The organism is Candidatus Methanoperedens nitratireducens (assembly GCF_000685155.1).
GTDB lineage: Archaea > Halobacteriota > Methanosarcinia > Methanosarcinales > Methanoperedenaceae > Methanoperedens > Methanoperedens nitratireducens.
Genome location: NZ_JMIY01000008.1, coordinates 55,651 through 76,175 on the forward strand (window position 1 = coordinate 55,651; position 20,525 = coordinate 76,175).

Consider the following 20,525-nt stretch of genomic DNA (forward strand, 5'->3'; position numbering starts at 1 on the left):
CTTCAAAATAGATGTGTTGATATTTCATTCATTCGGAAGTAGGGCTATTCGGAAGTACTGAAGATACCGAAAAGTATTTTAATACCACGTTCGTTATCTATCGAACAGGATATGCGGGTCTATTTTTGACGGATACCACCCACTCCCTAACCCTCCACTTCTAACCCGCTTATCCTACTCTTCATTAAGAAGACCGAATATCCATTCAGAGAGGGGTACACACTGCGCTGGTGTGCACTCAAGATTGCAGCCTGTACATGGGGCGAACATATCATCGACCATTAATAACTTAAAGTCCTTAACTGTTTCTTTTCTCTCGATATACTTAATTCGGTAGGTTCGCAGGCCCTTATTTAATTCTTGCTCCCTGTTAATCTCTCCGTCTTTTTCTAGCCTGTCAACAATACGGGAGCATTTACGGCGATCTATCTTAGCCTCTCTCCAGAGCTCATTTTGTAAAATTCCATGTTCTCTGGACATTATCAACTCCAGGATCCTTTCTTCATCTTCCATTCTTTTCCCCTACAGGACATAGCAGGATTATATTATTTCCTCTTAACACTACTGAGCCCAGAGAACGCGACTTTACTCCGTCTGCAATCTCAAAGGTATCTACAAGATGCAGATTCAAATTGTCATCAACACTCTCAAGCTTGCCCTCAAGGGTATTTTTATCACCTTTCATCTCAACCTGTATGCGTGTACCAATTAATGTTTGAACTTTTTTATTTGGAAACAAAATATGACCTCCGTCCTATTTTATTTCCTTTAGTACTTCAATTTTTGCATGAGTCTTGCAATCTCATCGAGAATACCCGGTGGATTGTCAAGTACAGTTATCCCTTCAAGTTCTCTTATCATCCTGACGTTCTTTGAATCTATATCACGGACCTTAAGCCTGGTCAATCCACCTCTTATTGCACCAAAACTGCATAGTTTCACGCACTCTCCGCATCCATTGCATTTTAGAAGATCAATCTGGTCTACAATCGCGTATCCCGGGCAATTCTCTCTGGGAGGACATATCTCGCAGTTCATACAGATCTCCCGATCTATAGAATACGGCATCCTGGACTCGATCTCTCCTGCGATATCTACAGGAACAATAAACACGGGAACACTTCCTTTCACTGCCTGGGCTACTGCGTTTGTTACAATGGTATCCGCTATCCCATAAGCGATCTTTGCGGTTGAGTTGGATGTGGCAGGAGTAATTATCAGGGCATCGTACTTTTGCAGCAGGAACCTGCCGGATTTTGGAACACTTGCTCCCTGATTGCGCTCAAAGAAGATCTCTTCAAGGTATCCACCGGGTGAGATATTTAAGAGTTCATCTGCCAGTCCATACATCTTGATAACCTCTTCACCTGCCCGGGATACAAAGGCTGTCACTTTTAGATCTGCTGTTGTCTCTTTGATCCTCTTAAAAACTTCAAAACTTTCGCGCAGGAAATGTCCTGCGCCTGTGATGCCCCATGCGATTCTCATATATATCAAAAGCTTTCGGTTATAGTACCCATCATACCATATAAATTTTAGCCATGTCTTTAAATCCCCAGTACAACCTCAAAAAGAGGCACAACTATCGCACCAGAGATAACACTTACCACCACCCTCCAATCAACCCGCTCATGGGCATGGGGTAGAAGGTCGCTTGCACCGATATAGATGAAAGTGCCTGCTGTAAAGGCGAGGATATGGCCAAAATATTCCCGGGGGAAAAAACCTGCCATCAATGCGCCTACAACCGTCAGGAGTGAGGTAGCTATTAATATCTTAAGGGTATCCCTTGTGTTAAAAGCTGCACGCCTCATTATAATACTTGTTGAGAAACCGACAGGCAGTTCATGAACAGCCACGGCGAATGCAATAATCAGGCCAAGGACAGGCTCTGTAAAATACCCCACCGCGATAGCAATTCCATCGAGTATGCTCTCAAGGCCAAGACCTACAGCACCTATCCAGCCCGATATATGGATATCACATTCTGTCTCTTTGCAGGCATGGACCATTATGCTTTTCTCAAGCAGATACAATGAGAAAAAACCCAGTGCAAGTGGATTCACTATTTTAGCATTTGCCTCCAGTACCGCTTCAGGCAGCATCTCAAAGATAGCCGTAGAGATCAATACACCGGCTGCAAACCCGATTAAATAATTTGTACTGACCTGCCTTAAGCCTGTGTAAATAGGCAGCAGTCCTCCGATGATTGAAAATGTACTGGCTATTAGAGCATACACCAGATAAATCATAGCCCCCGTAACATTTTTGTTTTTATTTAAACATAATTGTTTTTAAAGAAGCTTATAGTTATCCTCAAGACATATAAGACTAAAAACACAGGGCTGGAACGAGCTTAAAAAAAATAATGCAAGAGTATCGCTTATTCTTCTGTTCTCTGTGCTGCCACGAAAGCTTTTCTTGCATCGTCGTGGCGTCCCTGATGAAGACACGTCTCACCGCATTCACGGAGTATCTCCTTTGGCGGGATCTTATTAGCTATTTTGTATGCTTCTAACCCGGGAGAGGGAAATCCCTCATCGAAGCATTTATCACCGCAGGTAATGAGACCCTCCTCCGGTGGAGTTCTGTTAGCTTTTTTGTATGCCTCCAGGCCAGGATAGAGCTGCCCATCACTAAAACACTTATCACCGCAGGTAATGAGTTCCTCCTCCGGTGGAGTTTCATCAGCAAGACCATAGGCTTCCATGCCAGGATAGAGCTTTCCTTGCAGAAGGCACTCCCTTCCAATCATGATGAGTTTATCTTTTAGAAGCGGTGTCCCGGTAATCTTAGAGCCCTCAATAGCAGAGTAGATCTGGCCTTCATCAAGATATTTATTAACATAGCCAGTAAGAACTTCTTTTGGAAGTTCTATCCCTGCAGCTTTAGAGCCTGCTACGGCCCTGGATATCCATCCATTCTCAAGATATTTATGAATATAACCTTTGAGCTCCTCTTTTGAAAGCGGTACTCCGGTGGCCTCAGAGATCTCTATAGCCTCAGGCATCCGTCCTGCTTCAAGGCGCTCTTTGATATATATAATAAATTTTTCTTCTCCCATTACTTTCTCTTTCTCTATTGCTCTTATGAATACTACCTTACTAACCCGTAATAAATCCTTCTCCTCCTCAGAGAAACATCAGCATGATTGTTAAAAAGATATGGAGAAAAGATGCAAGGGACATAATGTTAAAAAAGTATGCCCTGGCTATTGCCCTTGCCTATTGCATGAAATACCAGAGCAGAATGAATATTACCAGGAGGATCAGACCGATCCATATGTATGAATTACCTGTCTTCTCTTCCTCTTTCTTTATATCTTGCTCTGGCTCTTTGACTTTTACAGCGGGCTCTGGTTGAGGAGGTTCTACATCCTGTCTGACTGGCTCGGGTTTTACCTCTTCAACAGCCTCTATAGCAACCGCTTTCTCCTTTACTTCTATCTCTCCTGATATAAATGGACTCTCAACACCTGTCAATACTGCCATTACACGGACAGCGCCTGTCAGAGAGTGATCAACCTTTGCGCCCCAGATTATCCTCTTGGTATTCGGTACCTTATCCATTATCAGTTCGCCTGCTACCGCCACTTCCTCAAGTGTCAGGTCCTCTCCGCCGATTATGTGAACCAGCACACCGTAGCTTGCGGATACATCCCTTACATCGAGCAGTGGAGTGCTGATAGCCTGTGCAACCGCTTTCTCGACCCTATTCTCACCAACGCTTTCACCTATCCCGATTGATGATACTCCGCCGCGTTCCATGACTGCACGCAGATCAGCGTAGTCAAGGTTAACAAGGCTTGGCTGAGTGATCGTATCAGTCAGGTTCTTTACAAATGCTCCTACAAGTGCGTTAGCAACATTAAGAGCTTCTTTTAATGGAAGGTTTCCTGCTACTTCCCTTAATTTTGAGTTATCGATTATTACTACAGAGTCACATGACTGAGCAAGCAGCTGTATAGATTCCCTTGCCTTCTCTCTTCTTGACATCTCGATTGTAAACGGGATGGTCACGCATCCGACGGTAAGGATACCCAGCTCTCGCGTGAGTTCAGCAGCTACCGGCATGGCGCCGGTCCCTGTTCCTCCACCCAGTCCTGCGACAAGAAATACAAGGTTTGTTCCTTCAAGTTCAGTCCTCAGATCGCTCAAGTTGTCTCTGGTTGCCTGCGCACCTTTCTCAGGGAAACCTCCGCATCCATGCCCTTTGCATAATCTTTCCCCGAGAAGAACCAGTTTATCAGCCTTCTGTATATGCAGGTGATTCGCATCGGTGTTTGCGGCAATTATCCTGCCACCGGCCATTCCTTTCTCTGCGATCCATGTCGTGATATTACAACCAGCACCACCAAGCCCGACAACAGCAACAGATGGTTTTGCGGTTTTTGCGAACTCTTTAATGTCTGTAACCATTTTTAAAGCCTCCTTCGAAAATACAGTATTTAAATAGCTGTTTTAGTATATAAGTTTTTCAACTGCACAGAATTTTTCAAGCAGGACTGATTATAGAATAAGAATATTCGAAGCTACTGCTGCAGGCTCATGCTCCGAATTTTTTCATCATTTTTTGGATGTTGAATTTGCCTCCCTTCATACCTTTAATGGCCTTTTGCATCATCTTGTGGTATTTAAGAAGCTCTCGTACATCCTCATAGTTTGTTCCTGATCCACGCGCGATCCGTGTGATTCTCGAGCTGTTTATATGTCTTGGGTCTTCCAGTTCTTTATCTGTCATGGAGTCCATAATGTACTTATAGGTGCCAAGTTTATCCTGGGTCACGCTGTACATATCATCAGAGATTTTCATTCCGAGTTTACCCATGGGCAGCATCTGCATTATCTGCTTGAGAGGCCCCATTTTGTTCACGGCTTCAAGCTGTTTATACATATCTTTCAGTGTGAATCGCCCGCTGAGCATTGACTCCATATCAATGTCTTCACTCTTCAGGGTATCTTCTGCTTTCTCAATAAGGGACTTGATATCCCCCATGCCCAGTAAGCGGGAGATGAACCTGTCTGCTTCGAACTTTTCAAGGTCATCCGTGGTCTCGCCAATACCGATGAAAGCAACTGCGGAATCAGTCTCAGAGACTGCTGATAACGCGCCCCCGCCTTTGGCAGTACCGTCAAGTTTTGTTATGACCACACCTGTTATCCCTATGGATTTATCAAAGGCCTTTGCCTGCTCGCTTGCGAGCTGACCCATAGCCGCATCCAGGACCAGGAGCTTATGATCCGGCTGAGCAGTGCTGTGGATATCCTCCATCTCCTTGATAAGATCCTTCTCAAGGGCATGTCTTCCAGCCGTATCGATTATCTTGACATCATATTTTTCAATGGCCAGCAGTCCCCGCTGTGTAATTGCCACAGCATCCTCTACATCCTTCTCACCATAGAAGAAGATTCCCAGCCGATCGCATAGCGTTTTTAGCTGGTCAAATGCCCCGGGCCTGAACGTATCTGCGCAGATAACCGCTGCTTTTAATCCTTTCCTCTGGAAATAGCGCGCTAACTTTGCAGTCGTTGTTGTCTTACCACTTCCCTGCAGCCCTACCATCATTATGGTCTGGGGGGCAAGCCTGACATTCGCACTCTTACCCAGGATATTCACCAGTTCCTGGTAGACAATGCGTATCACATGCTCCCTGGGGCTCATCCCGCTCGGTGGGGGTTCCTTGAGTGAGCGCTGCTTTATCCTCTGGGATAATGTCATTACAAGCTTGACATTCACATCAGCCTGCAGGAGAGCACGCTGGATATCCTTCACTACTTCGTTCACTACATTTTCATCGATTCTACTTGCACCAACGAGTTTCTTAAGTGCATCCTGAAGCGAACCGCCTAGTTTATCAAGTACCATAGCCAGTTAATTTTTTGATTATTACATGTACCCTTAATAAAGCTTATGCTTAACTTTATACTGCTTTTTGAATGATAAAACATACAATAGCAGCTACAGGGGTTGTGATACCTATTACGCTGGCTATAGTTATAAATTCAACTCTCTCAGCTTTTCCTCTGTTGGTATCCCGTTCTCATCCCATCCCCTGAAATGATAGTACTCATCCAGGGTTCTCTCAAACTCCACCCTGTTGATCCCCCCGCTCCCGAAGAACCTCTCTGGAAGAGTATCATCTTTTCGCGTGAATCCTGCCCTGATATTGAACAGTCTCTCAAGGTTCCAGATCCTCTCACCGCATCTTAAGAACTCCTCGGTGGAATAATCGATCCCTGTTGCAGAGCTTAACAGGTTTGCGAATTCCTCTTCAGAGACCGCAAACGATGCGAACTTGCACAGCACCAGCGAATCAAGAGATGCCATCTCGTTCTGGAATATCTGCACAAGCCCTGCCTTACCTGAGAAGGTCAGGCGGTCGATCTTCTTGGGTTTTCCCAGGATCTCAGGCGCGACCATGTAGGCACGAAGATGGCACCCTCCCCGGTTTGATGTGGCATAGGCAAGAGCCATTCCCAGAACACCGCGCGGGTCATAGCCTGGCAGTTCAAGCCCTTTGGCATGCATTGCAACATCTTTCCCGTACGAGCCTGAAAGAGCCTTTGAGCCCTTTCCGAGTTCCTTCCCGAGCCCTTCATTCTCACCTATTTTTTTAACGAGCTCTGATAACTCCGTGATATCCTCATTCATTATCTCAGCATAGGCCGCTATCGTTGAGCCTGATGAGATGGTATCTATTCCATAGTCATTGCATAGTCGGTTGGCCCTGATAATATCATCCATATCTGCATTGTTGCTGTCCGGGCCGTAGGCCCACAGGGTCTCATACTCAGGTATCTCATGGCCTTCAAGCGCCCCGCTTTTTATGATGTGTTTGCATGCGATGATACAGTTGTAGCAGGCATGGCCTTTAATATCATAATGCTCTTTGATGAACTCACCTGAGACTCTATCAGCACCGCCAAACTCGGAGTTCTGGAAGTTCCTCGTGGGCAGTATCTTCATATAGTTCATCAGGTTCACAAGTGCAGACGTTCCGTATGTGCTCAGTCCTTTTGATGCGACCGGGCCTGCTTTTATAAGGCGGAGCGCATCCTGGCGCGCTTTCTCAAACCCTTCTTCATCTGCTATCGCGGGTCTCTGATCCCCTTTTACAACGACCGCTTTAAGGTTCTTTGAGCCCATGACCGCACCAAGTCCCCCGCGGCCGCAGGCATGGAAGTAGTCGTTCATGACATTTGCAATAGTAACAAGCCGCTCACCTGCACGACCTATACATGCCACGTGCCCCTGGGGTGAAAGTTTATGGGTACATGACCTGACGTTCTCTCCCCATAATTTTCCTGCAGGCAGTATATCGATATCATCATTTATGATAGAGATATAGACAGGCTGCTTGGCTTTACCTTTTATTATAAGCGCATCGATCCCTGCGAATTTTAATTCTTTTCCAAAAAATCCCCCGCTGCTTGAATCAAAGATTGTACCGGTAAGAGGGGATTTAGATACCATTACATGCCTGCCTGACATCGGGGAGGCAGTACCTGTCAGAGGCCCTGTTGCGAATATAAGGATATTCTCAGGTGCAAGAGGATAAATACCTGGATGGATGGCATCGCAGTACAGTTTTACTCCAAGCCCTCTTCCCCCGATGAAGGAATGGAGAATAGCAGTATCGCTCTTTGTTTGGGTTATTCTGCTATCAGTTAAATCAATTATTACAATTCTTCCGGTCCAGCCGTGCATAGGCTTTAAGATATGATTTTTTGTATTAAAGGTATGGATGGGTTAATTATTCCTGGCATCTCTGTCTCTGCCTGATCCATGTTACGGCTTCATTTTTCAGAAGCATACTCCATGTTCATGAGTGGATTAGTCTCATCTTTAAATCGATATTCTCTTTGGTTATGGTTCCCTTTTCTCTCAAGTATATTATCCCTATACATCCTTGCCAGATATGTGGATACAGTGCTAAGATTAATTTTTCCGTAGACTCTCTCGTATTGCCTCTTTACATCAAGGGAGGTGAACCAGACCCTGGGGTATTCAAATCTTAAAAACATCTCTAACCGCTCTTTCAATGTGAGCGATTCCTGATGGAATTCATCGGAGGAAGTGGATAACTCAGGGGCCTGTTTATTCTTTGATGCAGATAGTATGAACTTGGTTGCAGACATGCTCCAGAATTCTCCAGAGAACTCTGCAAATGCCTTTGTTCCGTCATCTCTCACCAGGTATATCTGGACTTCATCTGCTTCTATCGAATTTAGATACGTTACTGCCAGTTCGGCTGAATCCGGTCCTTTGTAACTCAAACTGCCCGCATTCTTTCCATCGATCTCAAGCCGTATCTTCATAATACCTCAAAAAATTAGAGCGCTGTCCGTCAACAGGGACGAACAGCGGCGCATCAGGAATCCCCTCCGATGCCTCCTTCTGAGTGAAATAATTGTGAACGACGTGTTGACTAAATGGAATTAATACTATATAAAGTTTTCAATTGAAATAAAGGTTAATCTAGGTTATAACTGAAAAATACTCAATGATTACTTATATTTTTAAAATATAGGCTATATCCTCCCTATAAATTGATTAAGCTTTATCTGATGTTAAAATGTCCCTTAGAACCCATATAATTATCAGGATCAATTCTCCAGTAGAAATATAGGGGTAGGCTTATTTAGGTTAACCACAGTTATTTACAGTTTTTAGCCAAAATAAAGTAACAATATAAATGCAATAGCCCAAAAATGCAGGATTACCCTTTCCGTATCAGAAAATGGAAATGTTCATCCTCTTTAAACCACTTTAAGAACTGATGTCCTGCCCTCTTAGCCCAGCGCGGGATATCCTGTACAGCAGCCGGATCATCGGTAATCATCTCAAGTACCTGTCCGGGCTCAATTTTCTCCATCTCCTGTGTGGTATTAAAGATCGGTATGGGGCAGTAAAGACCTATGCAATCAAGAACCTTATCAGGTTTAATCTCCTCTTCATTCATTCTGTCTGCTCCTCACCCCGTATTTTTCATAGAACAGCATATCATCAAGCTTTTTCCTGAAGCTCTCTTCATGTTTTGAAGGCATGACCTTGGGGTATCCTATTGGAATGACTGTCAGCACAAAATGGGTCATGGGAACATTAAGTATCTCAGCGACCTTTTCCCTCTCTATACTTACCGTGCATGTCCCTATTCCAAGTTCCCATGCTGCAAGCATCATATTCTGCACCGCCTTGGCAGCAGCAAACCTGGGTTCTCCCAGGTGTTCAGTCCACGAGAACTTTATATCCAGCGGCGGCACAACCACGGCAATTGCCATCGGAGCATCAGCAAGATAACCAGAATATCTGGCATACCTTGAGATGGCTTTCAGGGTCTCTTTATCCTTGATGATTATGAATTCCCAGGGCTGGGTATTAAACGGACTTGGAGCCCACCTCGCAGCATCCAGTATCTTCCGAAGGGCTTCATCTGGAATGATATCTGGTTTGAACTGCCGTACACTGCATCTATTCCTGATTGCTTCAAAAACATCCATATATTCCCTAAGTAAGCTTGCGCTTACAGTAATTTAAGCTTTGTGGTGATCTTGAACCCATCCGCTAATTCAACATACATTAACTGTGGGTTCATAGATAACAATGAAAAAGACGATTAACAACGAACTCAAAACGAACTTAAACGAACTCATCAGCCCGAGTTCGTTTTGAGTTTGTACCAGTTCGTTGTTTATATTAGCTGAACCACATCCGAGTCTAAGCTTTGCGTTCTTTGCGCCCTTTGCGGTGATATATGAGTCTATATTTTATATCATCTGAATTGGCAGATGGTCTCGGTGATCTTGAAACCGCTCTGCTTTAGCTCGTCAATTGTAGCTATATTATCTATAGTAAGTCTTTGTAAATCATCCACATCCTGAACTGCTCATATGGAGTGATTTTTCCGTCTGCAATGTAGTGTTTTACCTGGTCAATTTGTGCCTTGCTTACAGTGATTTCAATATTGCTGGTGGGGTAATCTTCGAGAATTCCGTAATCTTTGACCACATAGAAGTTTTTGTTATAATCTGTTACTCCAATTTTTATTGCATTAATTCCGTAGTGTTGCATCTTCTTGCTCAGAATTTGAATGTTAGCGGGAGTGTTCAATTGGTAAATTTGAGCCATAAGGCTGTCAAAGTCATCCTCCATTACAGATTGTGTATTATTGACCCCAAGCGGTTGCGAATATGGAACTAATTTATTAAATACATCGGTGAAGATGTTTGCACTTGCAGCAGGTACAAGCATCAAAATTATTAATACCGTTATCGATTTTTTCATATACATACCTCCTTGGAAGGAGGATTGCTTAAGAGCACTTAAGTCTTTGCATTAGCTTTTTAAAAAAATTCAGTAGTGAAGGAAATGATTTATTTTATACATTTTGCGACTTTTTCCATGATTGTATGATCATCCCCGAACTTGCAAATAGATTCGCAATGCTCGCAAAGTTCGGAGAATAAAATGTATGATATTTTGATAGCTTCTTTGGCTGCAAGGGACGGTCTTTTCAATTGCGCGATTATTTCCTTCTCTCTTTGTTCTGGGGCAACCAGATAGAGCAATATCTTTTCTGAATTTGGAAGTGTGAGCGCAAGATCGGCCAGGCGCAGGATACCGGAATAGATCGATGTGCTTTTTTCGACCTCATAGGCACTTACAATTTTAGTAGTGCCTTTTTCAAACCAGATTACATCAATAAGGGCAACGGTTCTCTTAACATCTTCATCAATTTTGATATCTGGAAATTCTGGCAGAGATATAAACGAAAAATTTTCATTGTTATACGATTTTGCCCTGTCATTGGAAGCCACAATGACATCGTAGCCAAGAGATTTTCCAATTTTCATCAGCAGATACTGGATTTTTGTGTGCGTGTTCTCTTCTTCAATCTCAGCTTGTACCTGTTGATGCCTTTTCTTCAGGAGTTCTTTTCTCTTTTTCTCTATTACCATCTGAGCATTTCCATCCACTACAATTTTCCCTACGCCGATATCAAAAAGCAATCCCGAAATTGCCCCAAGGTCCTTTGATAGTAAATTCTTATATTGGTCGTTTACTTGCAGAATCGTATCCCGCATCTCTAAATAATCATTCCAGGAGCCCAGCTTTTTCTTCTCTTTAAATAATAAATTGAATCCGTTTACCATAGCCGTGTTAAACGGTGGAATAATTGTTGGATGGATAAAATACAGAATATTTGCCACTGCTGGTCCCAGTCCTTTAATATTGTAATGTGATAGTTTAACAACCTCTTTAATAATCTGTTCCTCTTTATTGGCTTTTATGCACGATTCCAGGAATTGGCCGAAAAGAGATTTATTTGTATTGTTCTCATAAATATCTGGAATTCTGAGCTTTGGTTTCCAGTAAAACGGATGGGCAGCACCTTCAAAAACTTGTTTTTGCTCAGTTATGGCAGTCAGGACTATTTCAAGGGAAGAACCTTTAAAATCAGCAGGAAAAGTACCTTCCTTGATATCCTTTATAACCTGTTCAACGCCTCTGCGAATTGCTCCAAAGGCTTTTAATCTTGCCTCATTATTAACAAACCATGTGTTGTATACACTCTCTGAATCGTCTTTGTAAGCCTGTATAATAAATTGTACTCTTTCGTTATTAATCATCTTAACACCTTATTTATTATATATAGAGGGCAATTTTGCCTATTTCTGATTGCGTAGAAAGCTGATTAATTTTTCTTATCCCTTTCGTGCTCTTATCTATCTCCTTTAGCCGATACGGTCATAAACCTCAATGGCACGCTTCCCGTATTCAACAACGTATGGGGTGCAGATGCAGGTATATACACCACATCCCCGCGTGAGATTTCCTGTTTTTCGTCCCCGATGGTCATGATGCCGTATCCAGAGAGGATATAGTATATTTCCTCAGATTCAGGGTGATAATGGGGCTGAATGCTCTGGCCGGGTTCAAGTGAGGTATCATAGATTGCTGCAACGCTCTTTGCTATGCCTGTAAGGTCAAGACCGTTTTCTATTTGTTTCACGTACATGAGATGCCTGGTTCGGTTGCTATGCTCAACGGCCACCTGGACCACCGCCAATGAGGTGAAGAATGACAACCAACAGAACCAGGATGATAAGCCCAAGCAATGTGTATAGCCCCCAGGATTTCTTGGTTTTCGATCCGCGATCTGGCACCCCTTCATGCTGCTCGTACTCCTTACGCGGCCCGTACCGGATTCTGCCCCACGGCTTATACACCGATATCGTTGTGGCTGCGAGCAAGACCAGCAAGGCGGCACCGGCATCGGCAACGAGTTGGATCTGCAACCCTCGGAGTTCGGTATTAGAGAGTGACGTCTCTGACGCTACCCCCGCTATGTAGCTAATTGGCTGCATGTGTAGCAGCAAGACGATGGTGGCACCTATGGTCAACAGGAATTTTACCAGTACCCAGTAGTGCCGAAACAAGCCCCACTCGGTGCCCAGTGACTGGACAAGACCGGTTAGCAGAGCACCAATACTGAATGGAACGATTACGAACCAGCCGATCAACTCCATCGCGAGATAGGCGGCACGAATCATCTGAGCGTCCTGACTGGTCAGACCGGCTATGGCAAGAGCTAAAAATCCAGCGACAGCACCGAGCCAGCCAACTGAAAAAGTGATATGCGCGGTGAGTACGAACTTGCGGAAACGGGATGTCATGGTCATAATTTTTAATTTTTTTTTGGTTGTGTCTAATCTTCGGCTAAAATTCTCCTCTGACTGAACTAATCTTGGCCTCTGCCCTAATAAATATTAGGTTTTCTGTTGTGAGAACAAAACCCGCGAGCCCTGCTGGTGTGAGATGAATAAAATGCTGAACGGTTATAGATGGGTCTTGGTAGCCACCCAGTATGACCCACATACTAATCAAAAGGGATTTAGTACAGAAAGACCAATATTAGAATGATGAAAGAAGAAATTATTTCTTTATCACAGAAAGCCAGGAATAATATATTCTTTAAAAATAAGATCGAGTTGAGATGTAATTGCGGCCATTCAGAAAAGATCACGTACTATGAGTTTCTAACAGGTGGGGAGTTTAACATTGGACAGGCAACATCTACAGTGAGCCCTTTTATATCCGAAACCATTTATGATGAGACGATCAGCGTAACTCCACTCTATCTATCAAAACGGTGTGCTACCTGCGATGAAGAATTAACAGTCGTGTTTCCCATAGCTCTTGAAGCCCTTATTTTAATTTTAAGGTCTAATCCACCTGATCCGCAGATGTACGGATGATATCATGGACACGATCGAGGCCATTAAATCGCGCAGAAGCGTTCGTGAGTTCACAGATGACGACGTAAGTGATGAGGTAATTGAGCTGATTATCGATGCGGGCAGGTGGGCACCATCTGGTTTGAATAACCAGGCATGGAGGTTTATTATAATAAGAGATCCTGATATAAAGGAGGGTATCTCAAAGCTCACGCACTACGGCAGAATCATTAAAAACGCCCCTGTATTGATAGCAGTTTTTCTTGATAATGACCAGATGTATGATTATACAAAAGATGTTCAATCCATCGGAGCATGCATCCAAAATATGCTGCTTGCCATCCATTCACTCGGGCTCGGAGGGGTGTGGCTTGGTGAGATTTTAAAGAATAAAGAGATGGTGAATAAAGCACTTGGAGCCCCGGATTCTTATGCACTGATGGCTGTAATAGCTCTCGGCCATCCAGATGAGGGAAACAGGGTTTCTGAAAGAAAGGATATCTATTCTCTTGTTTTTCGTGAGAGATTTGGATCAGGCTGGTAGGCATCTTATAACGGGCATTCCATAATGAGCCTATGGTTATAATGATAATTATCCTTATATATATCGGGATAAATATTATATAGTTTTAGGGATATGAACTGATTGTTAATACAGGAGGTATCGGAATGGGTTATCACTTGGGACTAACAATGATAAACTGGTGTAAATTCCTATCCCGTAAAGAGAAAGATATAAAGGAAAACGTATGTCTCAGAAGGGATATGAACGCTGGTAATTGTTTCGGTTGCACTAATATGAAAACAACAATAAGATGTTTCTGACAGATCGTGACAGATTCATCTTTCAGCCAGTTTTTCCAAGATCAATGTCCTCATCTGCAAGCATTTTTGACTCCGAATGAGATATTGTACTATATTCAATGCTTTAGCTTAAGCTTTACCTTAAGCTAAATCCTGAGGGGAATCTACCTTTTCAATGATGAATGTATCACCGTTTATTATAATCTTGAGCTTATCACCATGCTTAAACGGGCATTGTGAATCCCTTGCGACCTCCGCCGGCACATAAATGAAAAACGAATCGTACTCTTTGCCTGCTACCTTTGATTTTCTATTTATGAATTTGCCTATTCCTTCCCTCATTGCACCATAGATTTGTATCATAGTTTATCATCTTTATTTATAACTAATATTTGCTCATATAATTTGATATTAGTGTATGATACAAAAATATAAATATCTTATGTGCCTTGTATCTGGCAGAATACAACATAAGAGGTGAAAAACATGGCAGAATACCAGGTAATCAATGCACCCAATATACAAAAAGATGCAATAATAGCAGAAAAGGAGGTTCTGGAGAGACTGGTTGCGCACTACGATATACCCATGTTCGCACAAAAAGAAGGAAAAGGGCCTGAAGGCAAGACAATATATTTCATTTTTTTGCCACACTGCAGAACCATAATAGCATATGAAGAAAAAATCAAGCAAGATAAGAATAAGAAAACGCAGATATTACATGGGTAGCGTAATGTTTTTGCTGTACTTTGCGATATTCCTTATACCTTATATTTATATCTGTGGAATACAAAGCTATGTTAGTAGTTTCCTGTACATCAAAAAAGGAGGTGAATACAATGATTGAAGATGAAACGAAAGAGGAAGGTAAAGAAAGTGAAGATAAGAAAAATAAAAGACCAGACCTGTCTAAACTTGAAAGAAGTATTGGATGGGAAGGTAATATAGATGGTGGAAGTTGTTAGAGTAGCTGAAATGCCCACAGACTTACTACCGTCTGTTTCAATTAGCATATGTTTCTACCATACCTGCTTTTGTATTATAAATGTATAAAAAACGCGGTAGTATGTTTCTTAAATATCAGAATCTTTATATCGGATAAGGGTTATGTATGGTTTTGTCAAAACTTATGATATTGGAGGATATATGACAACAAGCCTGAAATTCTTTAAACAATACCACAGCATAGTTATAAAAGCACTGGGAGAGGATGCCAAGAAAGTAAATGCTAAGGTTGGCTCGATAATAGCTGATAACTGGGCAAGCAATGTGGGGAAATTCAATAATAACGCCGAGTTTGCACAGAGTTTTGAGAATTACCTGAGGAACCAGCTTGAATTTGCAACAGATGTTAAGATTGATTGTGATGAAAATAACTATACGCTTGATATCAGAGGATGCGCCATCTGCCACGGAAACGAGATACTGAGAAACGAAGGTATAGCGACCGCATGCCCTATCGTCCAGGCTGCTAAGTATGCTGCTGTTAAAAAGATAGGGAGAAATGTAGTCACGAATGGTATAGATAAACCAGGCGTAGTTGGTGAGTGCACTATAAGGTTTGGACTGGAATAAAAAGCCCAGTTGTTTTATTTTTTTGCCTGCATTCGTGCCTCCAGCACCTGGCGAGCAACCATATCCACGGCTTTCAAATTCGTCCACGGGCTCATAATGAACGACTTCAGGGCTGCAACAGGAGGCCCATCGGGGTAGTTAGCATGACGACAGGCATCCGTCCATGAGAGGAGGATACCTTCACCTCGCATTGCTCGCTCATGAATTTGCTTGAAGATACGAAGGTTATAGGTGTTGTATTCTTCAAGTTGCTCTCTATAGTCGGGATCGGTCAGTTCTCGCTGGAAAATTTCTTCTGCATCTGCTCCATCCGGGTACACACGGAAGAGCGTGACAGGGCCGTAATTGTAGTCATTGAGTATCTTGATGAAAGTATGTCTCTCCAGTTGATCCCGCAGCATCTCAGCCATCTCCACCACATGACCGAGCAGTACGCGATAGCCCTGCTTACCTAACAGCCGCATGTTAGCCAGAGCAGCAAGGGCGCCGGTTCCAGGGCGCGAGCATTCCAGGGTATATATGCCGGGATGATAATAGCCGTACTGATAGAGGTAAGGCATCTGCTCTGGCGCACGGCTTAAGAGAATCAGATCCTGTCGGTTCTTTACCAGCATGGCACTTGAGATGTAAGGAGCGTAACCTGTTTTGTGGAAATCGATTCCTATACTATCGGCCATATGGAGAGAACTGATCCGCTGAAGGGAGTCCTGCAGCGAACGCAATGTCCGCGCGTGGAAGCCAAGAGGATTGATCTCGAAATCATAATCCTTGAACACAGCCCATGCCCAGCCTATAACAGCATCGGCATGGATATGGGGCAAATGTTCTAACCTGTACTCAGCAGCGAGTTTGTCTCGCAGCCGCACAATGGATGCAAGGTCGTCAATCCCGAAGGTGTCTGTGGTGCCCAATGTAGCTAAAATAATGGCCACTTTTTCCCCTGTCTCGAACGCATGCCGCAGGTAATCTTCAAGGTCTGTCAGCGACATCTCATTCTCGCGGGTAGTTGGTATGGTCACCACATTTTTTGTTCCTACTCCCAGCCAGCCAGCCACATTGAGTCGTGAGTAGTGTGATGATTCCGAAGCCACTATCTTCACATCATCACGAACCCCCTCTGTCATAGCACGACCGCTGAATATCTTCTCAACCCCCAGTTTGCAACCGTACAGGATCGTACCAGTACCGCCGAATGTAAAGATACCGCTGGATTTCTTCGAGTCGTAACCAACCAGATCCGAGAGCATGGCCACAGCCTCAAGCTCGGCTTCGGCGAACATGCACGAATATTCATCCCATATGAGGTTCGGGTTATAGATTGCAGCGGCAATGAAAGCTGTAATACTGGGGATTGTAGGTGGAGGTACGACATTAGCCTGGGCATTCGGATGTGCCCAGATCGTCATACCAAGACAGTAATCAGCCAGCAGTTCAGTTACCTTTTCTATAGAACTCATCTCATCAGGGAAGTTTTGATTGTGAGCGTTCTCAGATTGTTCTCCCTGCTTTATTCTGGATAACATGGCGAGCTTTTCTCTATCAATATTACGGCGAGTGCCCTCCATGCACTTTTCATATCCTATCCCAAGTACAGGTGCAATGCACTTCAGACTATCTACATGATCAAGAAAGTGTGAGATGGTATGTATAAAGTAGCCATCCATAATAGGATCAGACATCGGGGCAGGGAAATAAGTCTTCAGATCTTCGAGGATCTCCGTATAATTCTGCCGCCTGGGATTTCGTTTCGTTTTCTAACCCCCTCCTTACAATACTTCATTTTTTGTTTATCTATGATGGCATATATACTTTACTTACAGCGTGAACCCATCCAATAATTAGACGGGATAACAGGTTAAGAAATCATGATTGTAGCCTATGTGTTATTGGATGAGCTCACTTCGCCCGGATCAGGTATATATAAGTTTGATGACAACCTCTCAATGACGTTAGTAGAAGGGGGGAACATCATTCCAATGATTACAATTAAAAATCTTAACATTCCAGGTTATGAAGAAGTGATCTTTTGCCAGGATGATGAAGCAGGGCTTAAGGCCATAATAGCAATTCACGATACAACTCTTGGTCCAGCGGTCGGAGGCACGCGCATGCTGCCCTATGGAACAGAGGATGAGGCTCTGGCCGATGTGCTGCGCCTTTCTCGCGCTATGACCTACAAAGCTGCTGCCGCAGGTCTGGACTTTGGCGGTGGAAAAGCTGTCATTATCGGGGATGCCCGCAGGGATAAATCAGAGAAGTTGCTTCGTGCATTCGGGAGGTTTGTTGAGAGTTTCGATGGCAGATTTTTGACCGCAGAAGATGTGGGAACATCTCCTGAAGATATGCGGGTTATCGGCCAGGAGACAGAGTACGCTACATGTCCTCCAGATATCCCCGAAGCGAACTGGCAAACCTCTTTCATCACTGCGTTTGGCATATTTCGTGGAATCCAGGCATCAGTGATGGAGATGTACGGAAGCGATTCGCTATCCGGGATAAGGATAGCAATTCAGGGTATCGGCAAAGTGGGTGATAAGCTGGCCCGGATTCTTCATGCTGAAGGCGCAAAGCTCACAATAGCGGATCTTGATCGCAGCCGATTACTGGCAATCAGCAAGGAGCTGGGCGCGGCTGTTGTCGAGCCTCATGAGATCTATCAGGTAGATACTGATATACTCGCACCCTGCGCGCTTGGTGGGGTTCTAAATGATGATATTATTCCTCTTCTTGGATGTAATATCGTGGCCGGGGCGGCCAATAATCAGCTTGCTGATGAGCGGCATGCAGAAGAGTTATCGAAAAAAGGAATCCTTTATGCCCCTGATTACATAATCAACGCCGGAGGATTAATCTCTACGCTTTATGATATAGGAGAGTGCGATAGACAGACAGTGATTCACAGGACAGCAGAGATTTATGATCGTTTACGAGTTATCTTTGATATAGCCAGGCTGGAGAAAATCTCAACTCAGGTTGCCGCTGATCGCATGGTCGAAGAAAGAATCAGGCAGGCGAAAAGAGATATGGCTAAATAAACCCCTGGATAACAAATAACCATGGAACTCAGAGAAATAATCGCAGTTCTTGAAAACATAGCACCTCCCGAGCTTGCCGAGGATTTTGATAAGGGAAGAACAGGACTTGTACTTGATAGGGATAACGATATTAAAAAGATCGCTGTCGCGCTTGACCCCACAGACTTTGTCCTGAACAGAGCTGCACGCCTGGGCGTAGATCTGCTCATCACCCACCATACGCTGATATTCGATCCCATAAACCTGATATCAAAACGCTTATCCGATACACTAAAGATCGCCATAGATAACGATATATCCATCTACACCATGCATACGAACTATGACAAAGCAGAAGGGGGAGTGAACGACGTGCTTGCTGAACTCCTGGGCTTACGCAATCCTGTACCACTTGAATTGGGAAGGTTGGGCGAAATAGAGCCCTGCAGCGCCTCAGAATTTGCATCTTTCATAGCAGAGAAGCTGGATACCAGTGTGCAGTACACTGGAGAGGGCCAGATAAGAAAAGTCATGGTGATAGGAGGAAGCGGCTTTCGCAGGGAGTATATCGATATAGCCTTTGCACACGGTGCCGATGCCCTTATATCAGGAGAGCTCAGGCACGATATAATACGCTATGCGGGGAAATTATGCCTCTTTGATGCAACCCATTACGCCACTGAAGCCCCTGCCATGGAGAGATTATGCGAGCGGTTACCAGTCGAATCGGTTTTTATAGAAGATAGACCTGATATACGAAGTGCTAAATAAGATTGCAGAACATATATATTACTTAAAGATTTTGGAGAGCGTAAGGAATTTTAAATGCAGTTGTTCAGTATAAAAACACCCCTTATAAAGCCTGGCGATGATATGGCAGGAGTGCTGATCGATGCGATTGATGCAGTAGGCATAGGACCGAAGGATAACGATATCTTTGTCCTTGCCGAATCAGCGGTAGCTACTGCTGAGGGACGTGTGGTCGAACTTGAGAGTGTTGTCCCGGGTGAGAGGGCTGCTGAGCTTTCAAAATTCTATGGGAATGATCCGAGAAAGATGGAGCTTATAATCAGGGAATCTGATGAAATACTTGGCGGAGTGACAGGCGTGGTGGTTACAATAACAAAAGGAGTGCTATCTCCAAGTGCGGGTATAGATAGCTCCAATGCGCCGCAGGGGTATGTAGTACTGTTGCCAGAGGACGCGAAGAGGAGCGCCATTCAGATCAGGGAGAGGTTGATGGCTGAATACCAGTGCAATCTTGCCGTAATAATAGGCGATAGCAGGACGCAGCCTCTGCGCCTGGGATGTGTGGGCATAGCATTGGGCTGCGCAGGTATAGAGCCTGTTGAGGATGCAAGGGGACGGATTGATCTTTTCGGAAAACCCCTTCTGATCACAAGGCGTGCCACGGCAGATAACATTGTATCTGCGGCGCAGATAATCATGGGCGAGGCTGATGAGAGCACACCTGCTGTGCTTATCAGGGATGCGCCTGTGAGATTTATTAAGGGCAGCGAGGATATACCGCTCATCTCACGCAAGGAGTGCCTGTACTTTGGATGCTTTGAGAAAGAAGAGCAGAAGTATTGAATCTGGTTCTTTTCCTGCGACTACTCAAAGTGCTCTGGCCATCTCTCCGGAGGCTTGGCCGGAGAAATGGGCGGGTGCTCTCCAGGGACATGATAGACCTTTGGCTCTTCTCTTTTCTTCAGCGAGCTTATGCCCATCCTTATCAAGGCAATTATGGCTTCTTCCTTTGACCCATATACCCCTCTGGATACCAGGTCTTCTATGCTTCTCTCAAGATCTGAGGGAAGGTGTACTGCTATTTCTCCCATAATCTCAGTTTAGACTACTATGCTAAATATATCTTTACATGCCAGCGAAGAGC

At 44.0% G+C, this 20,525-nt stretch carries 26 protein-coding genes; 8 read left to right on the plus strand and 18 right to left on the minus strand.

Features of this window, described 5'->3' with window-relative positions; all coding sequences use genetic code 11:
* Positions 1 to 174: 174 nt before the first annotated feature.
* From ANME2D_RS15905 to ANME2D_RS15975, 15 genes are all read right to left on the minus strand, one after another.
* Entirely contained in the window at positions 175 to 513 is a 339-nt protein-coding gene (locus ANME2D_RS15905) for a helix-turn-helix transcriptional regulator (RefSeq protein WP_048093962.1), read from the minus strand.
* Entirely contained in the window at positions 503 to 739 is a 237-nt protein-coding gene (locus tag ANME2D_RS15910; RefSeq protein ID WP_048093963.1) for an LSM domain-containing protein, read from the minus strand. The genes ANME2D_RS15905 and ANME2D_RS15910 overlap by 11 nt, the downstream gene beginning before the upstream one ends.
* Positions 740 to 768: 29 nt before the next feature.
* Positions 769 to 1,488 carry a dihydromethanopterin reductase (acceptor) gene (locus ANME2D_RS15915; protein ID WP_241763392.1) on the minus strand — a complete coding sequence of 240 codons (720 nt, stop codon included), beginning with the start codon at positions 1,486 to 1,488 and terminating at the stop codon, positions 769 to 771.
* 59 nt (positions 1,489 to 1,547) lie between these two features.
* Positions 1,548 to 2,252, minus strand: a complete 705-nt coding sequence (locus tag ANME2D_RS15920) for a ZIP family metal transporter (RefSeq protein ID WP_052369001.1) — start codon at positions 2,250 to 2,252, stop codon at positions 1,548 to 1,550.
* Between the two features lie 131 nt (positions 2,253 to 2,383).
* Complete coding sequence (locus ANME2D_RS15925) at positions 2,384 to 3,064, minus strand: hypothetical protein (protein WP_048093965.1); 681 nt, start codon at positions 3,062 to 3,064, stop codon at positions 2,384 to 2,386.
* A gap of 160 nt (positions 3,065 to 3,224) precedes the next feature.
* Complete coding sequence (gene ftsZ, locus ANME2D_RS15930) at positions 3,225 to 4,418, minus strand: cell division protein FtsZ (RefSeq protein ID WP_081810347.1); 1,194 nt, start codon at positions 4,416 to 4,418, stop codon at positions 3,225 to 3,227.
* Positions 4,419 to 4,545: 127 nt separating this feature from the next.
* Positions 4,546 to 5,865 carry a signal recognition particle protein Srp54 gene (locus ANME2D_RS15935; protein WP_048093966.1) on the minus strand — a complete coding sequence of 440 codons (1,320 nt, stop codon included), beginning with the start codon at positions 5,863 to 5,865 and terminating at the stop codon, positions 4,546 to 4,548.
* A gap of 129 nt (positions 5,866 to 5,994) precedes the next feature.
* Complete coding sequence (locus ANME2D_RS15940; RefSeq protein ID WP_048093967.1) at positions 5,995 to 7,707, minus strand: aldehyde ferredoxin oxidoreductase family protein; 1,713 nt, start codon at positions 7,705 to 7,707, stop codon at positions 5,995 to 5,997.
* An 89-nt stretch (positions 7,708 to 7,796) separates the two neighbouring features.
* Positions 7,797 to 8,318 carry a hypothetical protein gene (locus ANME2D_RS15945; protein ID WP_052369002.1) on the minus strand — a complete coding sequence of 174 codons (522 nt, stop codon included), beginning with the start codon at positions 8,316 to 8,318 and terminating at the stop codon, positions 7,797 to 7,799.
* Positions 8,319 to 8,719: 401 nt separating this feature from the next.
* Complete coding sequence (locus tag ANME2D_RS15950; protein WP_048093968.1) at positions 8,720 to 8,962, minus strand: sulfurtransferase TusA family protein; 243 nt, start codon at positions 8,960 to 8,962, stop codon at positions 8,720 to 8,722.
* A complete protein-coding gene (locus ANME2D_RS15955) occupies positions 8,955 to 9,500 on the minus strand; it encodes a nitroreductase family protein (protein ID WP_048093969.1) in 546 nt (181 codons plus the stop codon). Before ANME2D_RS15955 ends, ANME2D_RS15950 begins: the two co-directional genes overlap by 8 nt.
* A gap of 346 nt (positions 9,501 to 9,846) precedes the next feature.
* Positions 9,847 to 10,284, minus strand: coding sequence for a hypothetical protein (locus ANME2D_RS15960; RefSeq protein ID WP_048093970.1), 438 nt, complete (start codon positions 10,282 to 10,284; stop codon positions 9,847 to 9,849).
* An 89-nt stretch (positions 10,285 to 10,373) separates the two neighbouring features.
* Positions 10,374 to 11,630: a hypothetical protein gene (locus ANME2D_RS15965; protein WP_048093971.1), complete on the minus strand. Its 1,257-nt coding sequence runs from the start codon at positions 11,628 to 11,630 to the stop codon at positions 10,374 to 10,376.
* 92 nt (positions 11,631 to 11,722) lie between these two features.
* Entirely contained in the window at positions 11,723 to 12,055 is a 333-nt protein-coding gene (locus tag ANME2D_RS15970) for a cupin domain-containing protein (RefSeq protein ID WP_157834182.1), read from the minus strand.
* Positions 12,045 to 12,683 (minus strand): hypothetical protein, encoded by a 639-nt coding sequence (locus tag ANME2D_RS15975; protein WP_048093973.1) that lies wholly within the window; start codon positions 12,681 to 12,683, stop codon positions 12,045 to 12,047. The genes ANME2D_RS15970 and ANME2D_RS15975 overlap by 11 nt, the downstream gene beginning before the upstream one ends.
* 237 nt (positions 12,684 to 12,920) lie before the next feature.
* Here ANME2D_RS15975 and ANME2D_RS15980 point away from each other — a divergent pair, with 237 nt between their 5' ends.
* Together ANME2D_RS15980 and ANME2D_RS15985 are read left to right on the plus strand one after the other, a co-directional pair.
* The gene (locus tag ANME2D_RS15980; RefSeq protein ID WP_048093974.1) at positions 12,921 to 13,259 is read left to right on the plus strand and encodes a hypothetical protein; all 339 of its coding nucleotides are present in this window, start codon (positions 12,921 to 12,923) and stop codon (positions 13,257 to 13,259) included.
* Between the two features lie 4 nt (positions 13,260 to 13,263).
* The gene (locus tag ANME2D_RS15985; RefSeq protein WP_048093975.1) at positions 13,264 to 13,782 is read left to right on the plus strand and encodes a nitroreductase family protein; all 519 of its coding nucleotides are present in this window, start codon (positions 13,264 to 13,266) and stop codon (positions 13,780 to 13,782) included.
* Between the two features lie 401 nt (positions 13,783 to 14,183).
* Here the strand turns inward: ANME2D_RS15985 and ANME2D_RS15990 are convergent, their stop codons facing one another.
* On the minus strand, positions 14,184 to 14,405 hold the full coding sequence (locus ANME2D_RS15990) for a hypothetical protein (RefSeq protein ID WP_048093976.1): 222 nt from the start codon (positions 14,403 to 14,405) through the stop codon (positions 14,184 to 14,186).
* A gap of 123 nt (positions 14,406 to 14,528) precedes the next feature.
* On the opposite strand from ANME2D_RS15990, the gene ANME2D_RS15995 reads away from it, so the two are divergent.
* From ANME2D_RS15995 to ANME2D_RS16000, 3 genes are all read left to right on the plus strand, one after another.
* Positions 14,529 to 14,771 (plus strand): hypothetical protein, encoded by a 243-nt coding sequence (locus ANME2D_RS15995; RefSeq protein WP_048093977.1) that lies wholly within the window; start codon positions 14,529 to 14,531, stop codon positions 14,769 to 14,771.
* A gap of 110 nt (positions 14,772 to 14,881) precedes the next feature.
* Complete coding sequence (locus ANME2D_RS18890) at positions 14,882 to 15,007, plus strand: hypothetical protein (protein ID WP_277812955.1); 126 nt, start codon at positions 14,882 to 14,884, stop codon at positions 15,005 to 15,007.
* Between the two features lie 181 nt (positions 15,008 to 15,188).
* Positions 15,189 to 15,617, plus strand: a complete 429-nt coding sequence (locus tag ANME2D_RS16000; protein WP_157834183.1) for a hypothetical protein — start codon at positions 15,189 to 15,191, stop codon at positions 15,615 to 15,617.
* A 14-nt stretch (positions 15,618 to 15,631) separates the two neighbouring features.
* Here ANME2D_RS16000 and ANME2D_RS16005 read toward each other — a convergent pair whose 3' ends face one another.
* The gene (locus tag ANME2D_RS16005) at positions 15,632 to 17,281 is read right to left on the minus strand and encodes a pyridoxal phosphate-dependent decarboxylase family protein (RefSeq protein ID WP_198527461.1); all 1,650 of its coding nucleotides are present in this window, start codon (positions 17,279 to 17,281) and stop codon (positions 15,632 to 15,634) included.
* A 312-nt stretch (positions 17,282 to 17,593) separates the two neighbouring features.
* Here ANME2D_RS16005 and ANME2D_RS16010 point away from each other — a divergent pair, with 312 nt between their 5' ends.
* From ANME2D_RS16010 to cofE, 3 genes are read left to right on the plus strand one after another with little or no spacing between them, the layout of a single operon-like run.
* Positions 17,594 to 18,652, plus strand: a complete 1,059-nt coding sequence (locus tag ANME2D_RS16010) for a Leu/Phe/Val dehydrogenase (RefSeq protein ID WP_048094033.1) — start codon at positions 17,594 to 17,596, stop codon at positions 18,650 to 18,652.
* Between the two features lie 21 nt (positions 18,653 to 18,673).
* Positions 18,674 to 19,402, plus strand: coding sequence for a Nif3-like dinuclear metal center hexameric protein (locus tag ANME2D_RS16015; RefSeq protein WP_048093980.1), 729 nt, complete (start codon positions 18,674 to 18,676; stop codon positions 19,400 to 19,402).
* A gap of 54 nt (positions 19,403 to 19,456) precedes the next feature.
* Positions 19,457 to 20,224: a coenzyme F420-0:L-glutamate ligase gene (gene cofE / locus ANME2D_RS16020; protein ID WP_048093981.1), complete on the plus strand. Its 768-nt coding sequence runs from the start codon at positions 19,457 to 19,459 to the stop codon at positions 20,222 to 20,224.
* Positions 20,225 to 20,244: 20 nt separating this feature from the next.
* Here the strand turns inward: cofE and ANME2D_RS16025 are convergent, their stop codons facing one another.
* A complete protein-coding gene (locus ANME2D_RS16025; RefSeq protein ID WP_048093982.1) occupies positions 20,245 to 20,472 on the minus strand; it encodes a ribbon-helix-helix domain-containing protein in 228 nt (75 codons plus the stop codon).
* Positions 20,473 to 20,525: the final 53 nt, after the last annotated feature.

Bases quoted from the DNA above. Each gene is read 5' to 3' on its own strand.
- ANME2D_RS15905 (WP_048093962.1), bottom strand. From the start codon at position 513: ATGGAAGATGAAGAAAGGATCCTGGAGTTGATAATGTCCAGAGAACAT.
- ANME2D_RS15915 (WP_241763392.1), bottom strand. From the start codon at position 1,488: ATGAGAATCGCATGGGGCATCACAGGCGCAGGACATTTCCTGCGCGAA.
- ANME2D_RS15920 (WP_052369001.1), bottom strand. From the start codon at position 2,252: ATGATTTATCTGGTGTATGCTCTAATAGCCAGTACATTTTCAATCATC.
- ANME2D_RS15925 (WP_048093965.1), bottom strand. From the start codon at position 3,064: ATGGGAGAAGAAAAATTTATTATATATATCAAAGAGCGCCTTGAAGCA.
- ftsZ (WP_081810347.1), bottom strand. From the start codon at position 4,418: ATGGTTACAGACATTAAAGAGTTCGCAAAAACCGCAAAACCATCTGTT.
- ANME2D_RS15935 (WP_048093966.1), bottom strand. From the start codon at position 5,865: ATGGTACTTGATAAACTAGGCGGTTCGCTTCAGGATGCACTTAAGAAA.
- ANME2D_RS15940 (WP_048093967.1), bottom strand. From the start codon at position 7,707: ATGCACGGCTGGACCGGAAGAATTGTAATAATTGATTTAACTGATAGC.
- ANME2D_RS15945 (WP_052369002.1), bottom strand. From the start codon at position 8,318: ATGAAGATACGGCTTGAGATCGATGGAAAGAATGCGGGCAGTTTGAGT.
- ANME2D_RS15950 (WP_048093968.1), bottom strand. From the start codon at position 8,962: ATGAATGAAGAGGAGATTAAACCTGATAAGGTTCTTGATTGCATAGGT.
- ANME2D_RS15955 (WP_048093969.1), bottom strand. From the start codon at position 9,500: ATGGATGTTTTTGAAGCAATCAGGAATAGATGCAGTGTACGGCAGTTC.
- ANME2D_RS15960 (WP_048093970.1), bottom strand. From the start codon at position 10,284: ATGAAAAAATCGATAACGGTATTAATAATTTTGATGCTTGTACCTGCT.
- ANME2D_RS15965 (WP_048093971.1), bottom strand. From the start codon at position 11,630: ATGATTAATAACGAAAGAGTACAATTTATTATACAGGCTTACAAAGAC.
- ANME2D_RS15975 (WP_048093973.1), bottom strand. From the start codon at position 12,683: ATGACCATGACATCCCGTTTCCGCAAGTTCGTACTCACCGCGCATATC.
- ANME2D_RS15980 (WP_048093974.1), top strand. From the start codon at position 12,921: ATGATGAAAGAAGAAATTATTTCTTTATCACAGAAAGCCAGGAATAAT.
- ANME2D_RS15985 (WP_048093975.1), top strand. From the start codon at position 13,264: ATGGACACGATCGAGGCCATTAAATCGCGCAGAAGCGTTCGTGAGTTC.
- ANME2D_RS15990 (WP_048093976.1), bottom strand. From the start codon at position 14,405: ATGATACAAATCTATGGTGCAATGAGGGAAGGAATAGGCAAATTCATA.
- ANME2D_RS15995 (WP_048093977.1), top strand. From the start codon at position 14,529: ATGGCAGAATACCAGGTAATCAATGCACCCAATATACAAAAAGATGCA.
- ANME2D_RS18890 (WP_277812955.1), top strand. From the start codon at position 14,882: ATGATTGAAGATGAAACGAAAGAGGAAGGTAAAGAAAGTGAAGATAAG.
- ANME2D_RS16000 (WP_157834183.1), top strand. From the start codon at position 15,189: ATGACAACAAGCCTGAAATTCTTTAAACAATACCACAGCATAGTTATA.
- ANME2D_RS16005 (WP_198527461.1), bottom strand. From the start codon at position 17,281: ATGGATGGCTACTTTATACATACCATCTCACACTTTCTTGATCATGTA.
- ANME2D_RS16010 (WP_048094033.1), top strand. From the start codon at position 17,594: ATGATTACAATTAAAAATCTTAACATTCCAGGTTATGAAGAAGTGATC.
- ANME2D_RS16015 (WP_048093980.1), top strand. From the start codon at position 18,674: ATGGAACTCAGAGAAATAATCGCAGTTCTTGAAAACATAGCACCTCCC.
- cofE (WP_048093981.1), top strand. From the start codon at position 19,457: ATGCAGTTGTTCAGTATAAAAACACCCCTTATAAAGCCTGGCGATGAT.
- ANME2D_RS16025 (WP_048093982.1), bottom strand. From the start codon at position 20,472: ATGGGAGAAATAGCAGTACACCTTCCCTCAGATCTTGAGAGAAGCATA.